Genomic DNA, 8,454 nt, shown 5'->3' on the forward strand with positions numbered 1-8,454 from the left:
AAACTTATAAGCTAAGAGTTATAGCTAGTGTTTTTTAAGATAAAAAATTTAGAACTCATGCAGCCCGGCAAGTATCTCCTAATAAATAAAAGATCCTGAGCCCCTCTACGGGTATTATGTTCTGGCCCGCTCCGTTTATGAAAATCTGTGAGCTGAACAGGTTTAAGATGTCCATGGACAAATCAAAGCAAACCCTGGAAAAGACCATTTTCCTCAGCAAGGAACTGCTCAAATCCAAACCTGAAAATCGAATATAACTATTATATTATATGGAGACAGGCTCGTTACAATTAAATATGCCTTCTAGAATTCTGAGAGCTGAAAATGCAACTGTCAAAAAACGAACGAGAAACAATTTCATATAATCTTACCTCCGAATCTGTGAAACTTAGCATACTTCTTTCAATTGTTGGGGGATTTCTGGACACTTATACATTCATAGGGCGAGGCGGTGTTTTTGCCAATGCACAGACCGGGAACGTTGTCCTCGTGGGTATAGAGGCTGCAACAGGAGACTGGGAACAGGCAATGTTTCACGCAGTTCCCATTTTAGCGTTTATAGTCGGAGTAGTAGTCGCCGAGATGATAAAAAACCTTCAATACGCCTGTTCATTCCGGATGCCGAGAGGGCAGTCTTAATCCTTGAAATTACGGTCCTTTTTGTCATAGGCTTTATACCCTACACAAGCCCGGATATTATTGTAACTGTTGCAGTTTCGTTTGTCTCTTCAGTCCAGATCTCTTCATTTCGCAAATTGGTAGGCTCCCCATATAGCACAACAATGATCACTGGAAATTTACGCTCAGCAACGCAGAAAGCTTATATTGCTTTTACAAAAAGAGACTGGAAATCAGCTCTGCGAGCAATTCAATACTCTATAGTTATCATTGCTTTTTTAGCAGGAGCTATTTCAGGAGGGTTATTGACATCACTTATCGGGGCCAAAGCAGCATGGGTGGCTGTAATTATATTAATTGGGTCCGTAATTTTGTTCAGTATAGACAAACGGAAAAATAAGTATGCCAATGCTGTGGTATAATAAATTGTACAATAATTTACCGAAGATGAATAAACTGTTTACAATTGACAATAAAGAACAGGCTGCAGTCGCATGTTGAAATTATTCAAAATTCTTGATAGTAACGTCAAAGTAGATATCTTCTGGAGCTTAAAACCATTCTGAGGATCTCTTCCCCGCCTGTTTTCTCAACCTTAATATCAGCCGGCTTTTCGATAATCTCGAGGTTCAGGGGAAGGCGCTTCTGAGCTTCCTTTATGAGCTGGGCATCCCCGCTCATAATAACGCAATCGATAGGAGAGTTTTCCTCAAGGACTTTGTCCAGGGTTTCAAAGAATTTGTCCATGTGGTGGGCAATATCCTCTTCCCTGAGGCGTTCGAAACGGCGCTGGGAAAAGCCTCCCTTGCTGTGTTTTTCCTTGACGCTGCTCTTGATAAGTTCTTCCGTATCGAAGACCCGGGCATCAGGGGCAAAGCCTATGAAAGACTCACCTGCATGCAGGACAAGAACGAGCATGCGGTAGTCGGTGTTCAGGCTTTCCTCAAGTGTAGCTATCTCAAAACTGTCCTTAATTTGCCAGGAAGGAAAGGCGATCGGAACAGGAGGGACTATGGCTTCGGAAATCATTCGGTGCAGGTCGTAGAAAAAGACCATCCCCGTCTCAGGGTCAAGCCTGTCAAGAAGGGAGCGGGTCTCCTCTTCGACCAGACCAAGGGTTTTTTCAGGAAGAAAGGCTGAAAGGTGAGTTCCGAAGGGCAGATAAACGGTTAAAAGGTCATTTGCAGGAGAGTGAAGGGACTTGAGTTTGGAAAGGTAAGCCTTAACAGCCGACTGACTCAGGGTTTCAACTCCGCGAAACTCCAGCTTGCCCTGGGCCTCCTCCCTGATTGTTTCAAGTTCGTGGGAAAGGGTATGGGTCCGGACGAGCTCCTGGTTTAAACGAGATTCGGCTTCCTGTCTGTCCGCAACTGCCTGCCTTGCAAGGACTTCTTTCTTTTCGAGCTGGTTTTTTGCACCCCGAAGGTCAAGTTCGAGTTCAACTATCCTGGAGTTAAGCCTGTCAACCTCAAGCTCCAGCCGATCTTTTCCGGAGATTTTTCCTAGAATGGACCCAAAACCTTTTTTCCCATCTGCGGTAACTTCTCTTGTAACTTCCCTTTTTGCAGCTTTTTTATCGGTCATCTGCCTTCCTGTCCTTTATCATAATATCTAATCCCACCCAGGAAACTCCCTAAAGCAACTGAACTATACAATGAAACTGAACTGTACAATATTAGTAATACCTTATTAATTATGCGAATTACAATAACGGTGCTATAAGCCAGTTACAAACAGGTGGCAACTGTATTGAAAAAATTATATAATTAATATGGTATTTATGACACATGAAAACTATTAAACTATTAGCTACGCTCGATAATAGAAATTGTATTTCCGACGATACTTACTCACAAAATGGGGTATCTGTCAGATTTAACCGATCTTTATATTTCGAAAGTTTTAAGAATATCATATTTAATGTCACTGTGATTTCAGGATTTTTTTAAAAAAAGTGAGCTCATTTCCATACTTAATTCTTATCGATTACTTCGGTGCCTGAATGAAAAAACCATTGAAAGAGTCTCAAAAGCGGAGGATCAAATGAATCCTGGCCAGAAAAATCCAGACGTTTCCGGACTGGAACCTGAAAAATCAGGTCAAAATGAACCGGAAGGAGTAAAGTTAAAGGATTGGATGGACAGGAAAAATCCTGCCCGGTCCAGGGCTGAAAAAATCCACCCTACCCTCTGGATCCAGGGGCAGAAGAGTTCTTCTCTTGCCGGAAAAACTATTGCCCTTGGGGTTACCGGGAGTATAGGAGCGGTCAGGGTAGTTGAACTTGCAAGGGAACTGATCCGGAACGGGGCAGAAGTCCATGCAGTCATGACCGAGGCTGCAAAGCATATCCTGCACCCTGATGCGCTACACTATGCTACCGGAAACCCTGTGATTACGGAACTTGGAGGCAGGGTGGAGCACGTGGAATTTTGCGGGTTTAAGGGCAGGGCAGACCTCCTCCTGATAGCCCCGGCAACAGCAAATACTATAGGAAAAATCGCATACGGAATAGACGATACCACAGTTACCTCTTTTGCAACAACATCGCTTGGATCTGGCATTCCTGTCATGGTTGTCCCCGCAATGCATGAGTCCATGTACAGGCACCCGGCTGTGGTTGAAAATGTAGCGAAGTTGAAAGGCTGGGGGATCTCCCTGGTGGGCCCGAAGTTTGAAGAAGGCGTTGCAAAAATTACCTCAAACGAAGAAATAGTGCTTGAGGTGGAAAGGGCTCTCGGGAACCGGAGCCTCGAAAACCGGAAAGTGCTTATAACAGGCGGCTCCACTGCTGAACGCCTTGACCCTATCCGGATCCTCACGAATAGGGCCTCCGGAAAGACGGGCAGGGAACTTGCCCTTGAAGCTTACCGCAGCGGAGCTGATGTGACCCTTGTGCACAGGGACAGGCTCAGGCTTGCAGGGATCAGAGAGGTCTTTGCCGAAAGTGCCGCGGAAATGACCGAAGCCGTGCTCTCGGAACTGGAAAAGGGATATAATGTCCTGATAAGTTCTGCAGCAATTGCAGATTATACAGTTGAACCTTCGCCAGAGAAGATCAAATCAGGAGGGGAATTTGTGCTCAAACTGAAACCCACTCGAAAACTGATTAGAGAGTGCAGGGAAAAACACCCTGACCTGGTGATCATAGGTTTTAAAGCCGAAACAGGAGTAGGGAGGGAAGAGCTCCTTAAAAGAGCCGCTGCAACCCTTGAAGGGACAAAACTCGATATGATTGCAGCAAACGATGTAGGAAAAGGTGGAATGGGTACTGAAGAAAATGAACTTTACCTGCTGGGGCTGGGAAAAGGCGAACCCAGGCATGTCAGCGGAAACAAGCGCAAACTTGCAGCCTGTATCCTTGAGGAGGTAACCGAAATTTTGAACTCACGCCAGGCCCTCTGAGAACCTGATCGGTTTCTGGGAATTAAAACCAACAAATGGAGCTGGTACAGTACCTGATCTGCTATATCGGCTGATTCTGCAAATTGTCCTGCACAATTTCTACAAAACAGAAATTTCTATAATCGGAATTTCTACAAAACAGAAATGAACTTTGAAAAATAGCTTAAACAATAAAAAAGGCGTTTTCCATGTATACATATGAGAGTGAAGGGGCTGACTTTTTAGCAAAAGCATATGCTCCAGGGCATATAACAGGTTTTTTTCAGATTCATGAGCATAAAGACCCCCACCAGAAGGGATCTACAGGCTGCGGAATTGTTCTGAATGGAGGAGTTACAACCGAAGTAACGGTTGGAAAATCCGTGGAAAAGACCGAGATATTCCTCAATGGAAAGAGAGTTGAAGGCAGAACCACCCGTACAGTGATAGATATGTTAACCGATGTGCCTTTAAGAGTAAAGAGCTGGGCAGAAATCCCGATTGGGTGCGGGTTTGGAGCCTCGGGAGCAGGAGCTCTCGGAGCAGCTTATGCTCTGAACAGGGCGCTTTCCTTAAATAAAACCGTAAAACACCTGACTGAATACGCTCATGTAGCTGAGGTCGTTAACTGCAGCGGACTTGGGGACATTGCTGCCCAGTCCAATGGCGGAGTGGTAATCAGGCTGAAGCCCGGAGGACCCGAATTCGGAAGCATAGACAGGATTCCAGCTCCTGAAGCAAGAGTTTTCTGCATTGCATTAGGGGAGATTTCTACAGACTCTGTCCTGACAGACGAGGTTGCAGCAGGAAGGATTAATACTGCTGGAAAAGCCGCAATGTCCGAACTGCTTAAAAAGCCAACTCTCGAAAACTTTATGCAGCAGGCAAAAGACTTTGCCAACAATACAGGCCTCATGAGCAGTACGGCAAAGGATGTAATTGAGGTTGCACATGCGAGCGGAGGAATGGCTTCCCAGGCAATGCTTGGAGATACGGTTTTTGCAATCGCCCCATACACCCAGGAATTCCCACTCTACGAAGCTCTTCAGGAATTCGGGCAGGTTATGGAATACGGAATCGGAACCTGTGTACCGAGATTGATGTATGAGTGATTTCTCCCTGTCGCCTACCCACCTGCCTTCTGATGAAGGCAAAGAAAGGGCTTCTTGAGTCATCCCTCAGAACCATTGCTCCCAGGTCATCCCTCGGAACCATTGCTCCCAGGCCATCCATCGGAACCATTGCTCCCAGGTCATGCAGGCTCCACCCCGTGTTCCACAGGTGTCAGTGTTTTATGGAGCTGCCTTTAAGCTTCCTGATTCCTCAAGCCCAATTCCTGAGCCTCAGAGTATCGTTTTAACTTGTTGTTTTCCTTTGGCCTGGTTCTCACATCAGGTTAACTACTAGAATATAGGGGTTGAAAAGACAATAAGGTTTGATGATAACGAAAAACTAGAAAGTTGGAAAGTTAAGCAAGATATTTGCTTAACTGCGGGGCTGCACTTTCATCCCCCACCTGCTGGCTGATGCCCTCCGGGGAAGGGGACTTCCCGCTGTGCCTCTGTACACCCAGAGTTAATAGTTGACTTTTAGATAGCTACTTCTTGAAATACTGAATATTTCAAGGAGCTTTAACTCCTCGTTATCTTTAGAAAATACTCTCCGCTAAAATCTCTATATCCTGTTCTCATTACTTTTACTGCAATGTACCCTTCGGATTTTCCGACAGGCAGCTCAGGATTTAAAATATTTATTATTACGTTTCCATCAGGGCCCGTGATGCCTGAATACGCCTTCTTTCTGTCCGGACTCCAGACAATTACGTTTGCTTCTCCCACCCCACGGTTTTCCCTGTCAAGCACACTTATCTCCAAGCTAAAGTTGGACTCTCCTCCTCCGGAGTTGAGGGAAAATGTGCTTATATTTGATGTTGCATACATGGGCTCCGCAGGTTCCGGAGCAGCTGAAAGGGCTGAGAGAATCGCATAAAACCCGATAAAGCCAACTATTGAGAGAACTACAATTCTTATTGGAAGCCCGACAGTTCCGGATTCATTCTCTATTAAATTTTCAGGCGGCATATGCAGCTTTTCTTCAGCCATACTCGACCCCTTCTTCTCCAGCTTTACTCATGCCAAACATGCAATTAGCGAGTCTTGATAATCATCACTGCATCCTTTCTCTCATAGTCATAAAATCCGTCTGCCAGGATTTTCAGGTCCATCGTCCCTTCATTCTGGTTCGGGTCAAGTTGGACCAGCGCAGTTCCCGTTGTTGTCAGAACAGTAACCCCATTAATGTCAGTCGTGTTTGATGCTGCACCTCCGAGTCCCCTGAGGACAGCGTTTGCACCTCGCACCGGGTTTCCATCTTTATCTGTTACCTTTATTGTTGCTGATACGACAAATGGATCCTCAGCAACAGTAGAACTTACTATTATCGAGTTCCCTAGTTGAATATTTCCTGCTCCTGATGTCTCTTTGACAAACACTGACATTTCCTTTGTAGGAGTTGGTATTATCGAAATAAGCGTTGCAAGGGCAACCATCCCTACAACGAGCATCACGACTATATTAATTGGTAATTCCATTGCTTTCTCGTCATTTCTGAATAATTGAAATCCCCTCATATTTCCCCCTCGTTTTTACTCCGTAAATTTTTATCTTAATGATACAACATTCTATGAATATTCAATCATTCTATTTATAACTTTGTCATATTTAATCTAGTGTAACTTTTTATGATCAAATTGGTGTGTATTAATTCAAGGAATCTATATCCTTATATAGTCCTTTTTACCATAATCTTCTTACTATCGTACAATCAGCCTTACTAATTGCTAAGAAGGGGAAACAGGTTTTTGACTCAAGAATGTTCTGATGAACCAGATGAATCGGATCATAGACGTAGTTTTTTGTGTCTTTTTGGACTGCATGACTGGAAACGAAAAAGCGGAGCGCTCTGCTGTCTGCCAACAGTGCTAGAAAAACGTTACGAATGCGTTCGCTGTGGCAAGTACAAGGTGATTTTTGAACGGGAGAAAAGACCCTGCAATATTTCTGCGGACAGATACTGACCTGAAATTTTTATTTTATATTTTTCAGGTGTATTTTTCTTAATTTTTTTCTTCGTTTTTTCTTTTCTAATTATTATATTTCTTCCCACGTTTTTCAAATTATTTGCTCGTAAACTTAATCTATTTTAACTTTGTTTGTTAGAACTATGAAAAGAATCGTGATTATCGATTACGGGCTTGGAAATCTCAGAAGTGTTCAAAAAGGGCTTGAACACGTTGGAGCAAGTCCCGTAATTTCCGGGAACCCCGAGGAGATCATGGCAGCAGATGGTATTATTCTTCCTGGGGTTGGCGCTTTTGTAGATGCAATGAAGTGTCTGGTTCCTCTCAAAGGGATTATCGCGGAATTTGCAGATTCTGGGAAACCAATGCTTGGGATCTGTCTGGGACAGCAGGTTCTTATGAGCTCTTCCGAAGAAGGTAGGCTGACTGACGGGCTTAACCTCATTCAGGGCAAAGTGCTTCGCTTTCCAAAGTCCGAACTTAAAGTGCCCCACATAGGCTGGAACAATATAAAGATCAAACAGGACCAACCTCTGTTTAAAGGCATTCCTGAAGATTCTTTCGTATACTTCGTACACTCTTATTATGTGGACACAGGTGCGGAAAACACCCTCGCATCATGTGAATATGGGCAGGAGTTCTCAGCTTCTGTCGTAAACTCAAAAGGCAATGTTATGGGTACCCAGTTCCACCCCGAGAAAAGTGGAGTCACGGGGCTTAAGATTCTGAAAAACTTCGTTGAAATGTGTTGAAATACATGCATCTTAATGGTACTTCGTTATAGTGTACTTCGTTATAGTGTACTTCGGTTTCGCAGCTAAACCTTTATTTTTCGTTTTTTCGGCGGTTAAGTTTTAATTCCGGGGTATTTTATATAATAAATAAATCCAGAGATTAATGCTTGAATTCCAAAATAATCTGCTCTGCGCCTTTTAAAGCAGTGACAGATATCTACAAGAAGATGGTTACCATGGATATAGAAGGCTATGCAAAACGGGCTCTCAGAAAGGACCCTTCAAATGAAGCCGGTCTTGAGGCACAGCTTGCTTCAAGAATTCTTGAAATAAAGAAAATAAACCCCGAAAGGGCTCATGAGATTGCAGCGGCAGTTATTTGTGAAGCAAAAGCAACTCTTCACACGGAAGGGGAGGTATTAAGCTCCACTCTCTCGGGAGTTTCCATGGGAGAATTCGGAGTAGGTTCGAGAGGCACAGGGGACTTTTACGTCCATTCCAAGCTGGGAGAAGTAATAGGCAAGACAGGTGCAGTAGTTGACAGTGCCCAGCTTGACGACTCAGGGGTTGTAAGAATAGGTGATGAATACCTGGTGGTTACGATTGACGGCATACATTCCCGCCTGAGTGATTTTCCTTTCC

10 protein-coding genes and 1 pseudogene are annotated in these 8,454 nt (G+C 44.1%); 8 read left to right on the forward strand and 3 right to left on the reverse strand.

The genetic code is table 11. The annotated features are described in order from the left end of the window. The first annotated feature begins 116 nt into the window (after positions 1 to 116). From PHF18_RS14380 to PHF18_RS14390, 3 genes are all read left to right on the forward strand, one after another. Positions 117 to 257: a hypothetical protein gene (locus PHF18_RS14380; protein WP_300104070.1), complete on the forward strand. Its 141-nt coding sequence runs from the start codon at positions 117 to 119 to the stop codon at positions 255 to 257. Positions 258 to 324: 67 nt separating this feature from the next. Further along, positions 325 to 639 carry a YoaK family protein gene (locus PHF18_RS14385; RefSeq protein WP_300104071.1) on the forward strand — a complete coding sequence of 105 codons (315 nt, stop codon included), beginning with the start codon at positions 325 to 327 and terminating at the stop codon, positions 637 to 639. A 35-nt stretch (positions 640 to 674) separates the two neighbouring features. After that, the gene (locus PHF18_RS14390; RefSeq protein WP_300104083.1) at positions 675 to 1,040 is read left to right on the forward strand and encodes a YoaK family protein; all 366 of its coding nucleotides are present in this window, start codon (positions 675 to 677) and stop codon (positions 1,038 to 1,040) included. A 106-nt stretch (positions 1,041 to 1,146) separates the two neighbouring features. Here PHF18_RS14390 and PHF18_RS14395 read toward each other — a convergent pair whose 3' ends face one another. Further along, positions 1,147 to 2,202, reverse strand: a complete 1,056-nt coding sequence (locus PHF18_RS14395) for a Vms1/Ankzf1 family peptidyl-tRNA hydrolase (RefSeq protein ID WP_300104072.1) — start codon at positions 2,200 to 2,202, stop codon at positions 1,147 to 1,149. A 552-nt stretch (positions 2,203 to 2,754) separates the two neighbouring features. Here PHF18_RS14395 and coaBC point away from each other — a divergent pair. From coaBC to PHF18_RS14410, 3 genes are all read left to right on the forward strand, one after another. Further along, positions 2,755 to 4,020, forward strand: a complete 1,266-nt coding sequence (gene coaBC, locus PHF18_RS14400) for a bifunctional phosphopantothenoylcysteine decarboxylase/phosphopantothenate--cysteine ligase CoaBC (protein ID WP_300104084.1) — start codon at positions 2,755 to 2,757, stop codon at positions 4,018 to 4,020. A 188-nt stretch (positions 4,021 to 4,208) separates the two neighbouring features. Then, positions 4,209 to 5,111, forward strand: coding sequence for a pantoate kinase (locus tag PHF18_RS14405; RefSeq protein ID WP_300104074.1), 903 nt, complete (start codon positions 4,209 to 4,211; stop codon positions 5,109 to 5,111). Beyond that, on the forward strand, positions 5,108 to 5,359 hold the full coding sequence (locus PHF18_RS14410) for a hypothetical protein (protein WP_300104076.1): 252 nt from the start codon (positions 5,108 to 5,110) through the stop codon (positions 5,357 to 5,359). Before PHF18_RS14405 ends, PHF18_RS14410 begins: the two co-directional genes overlap by 4 nt. Before the next feature lie 271 nt (positions 5,360 to 5,630). On the opposite strand, the gene PHF18_RS14415 is transcribed toward PHF18_RS14410, so the two are convergent. Next, positions 5,631 to 6,101: a hypothetical protein gene (locus PHF18_RS14415; RefSeq protein ID WP_300104078.1), complete on the reverse strand. Its 471-nt coding sequence runs from the start codon at positions 6,099 to 6,101 to the stop codon at positions 5,631 to 5,633. Positions 6,102 to 6,145: 44 nt separating this feature from the next. Further along, positions 6,146 to 6,628 carry a carboxypeptidase regulatory-like domain-containing protein gene (locus tag PHF18_RS14420; RefSeq protein ID WP_300104079.1) on the reverse strand — a complete coding sequence of 161 codons (483 nt, stop codon included), beginning with the start codon at positions 6,626 to 6,628 and terminating at the stop codon, positions 6,146 to 6,148. 593 nt (positions 6,629 to 7,221) lie between these two features. Between PHF18_RS14420 and hisH the strand changes: the two genes are divergently transcribed. Both hisH and PHF18_RS14430 read left to right on the forward strand, forming a co-directional pair. Next, positions 7,222 to 7,830 carry an imidazole glycerol phosphate synthase subunit HisH gene (hisH, locus tag PHF18_RS14425; RefSeq protein WP_300104080.1) on the forward strand — a complete coding sequence of 203 codons (609 nt, stop codon included), beginning with the start codon at positions 7,222 to 7,224 and terminating at the stop codon, positions 7,828 to 7,830. A gap of 218 nt (positions 7,831 to 8,048) precedes the next feature. After that, a pseudogene (locus tag PHF18_RS14430) lies at positions 8,049 to 8,454 on the forward strand (hypothetical protein); the annotation flags it as partial.

This window comes from Methanosarcina sp., from assembly GCF_028693135.1.
Classification (GTDB): Archaea; Halobacteriota; Methanosarcinia; order Methanosarcinales; family Methanosarcinaceae; genus Methanosarcina.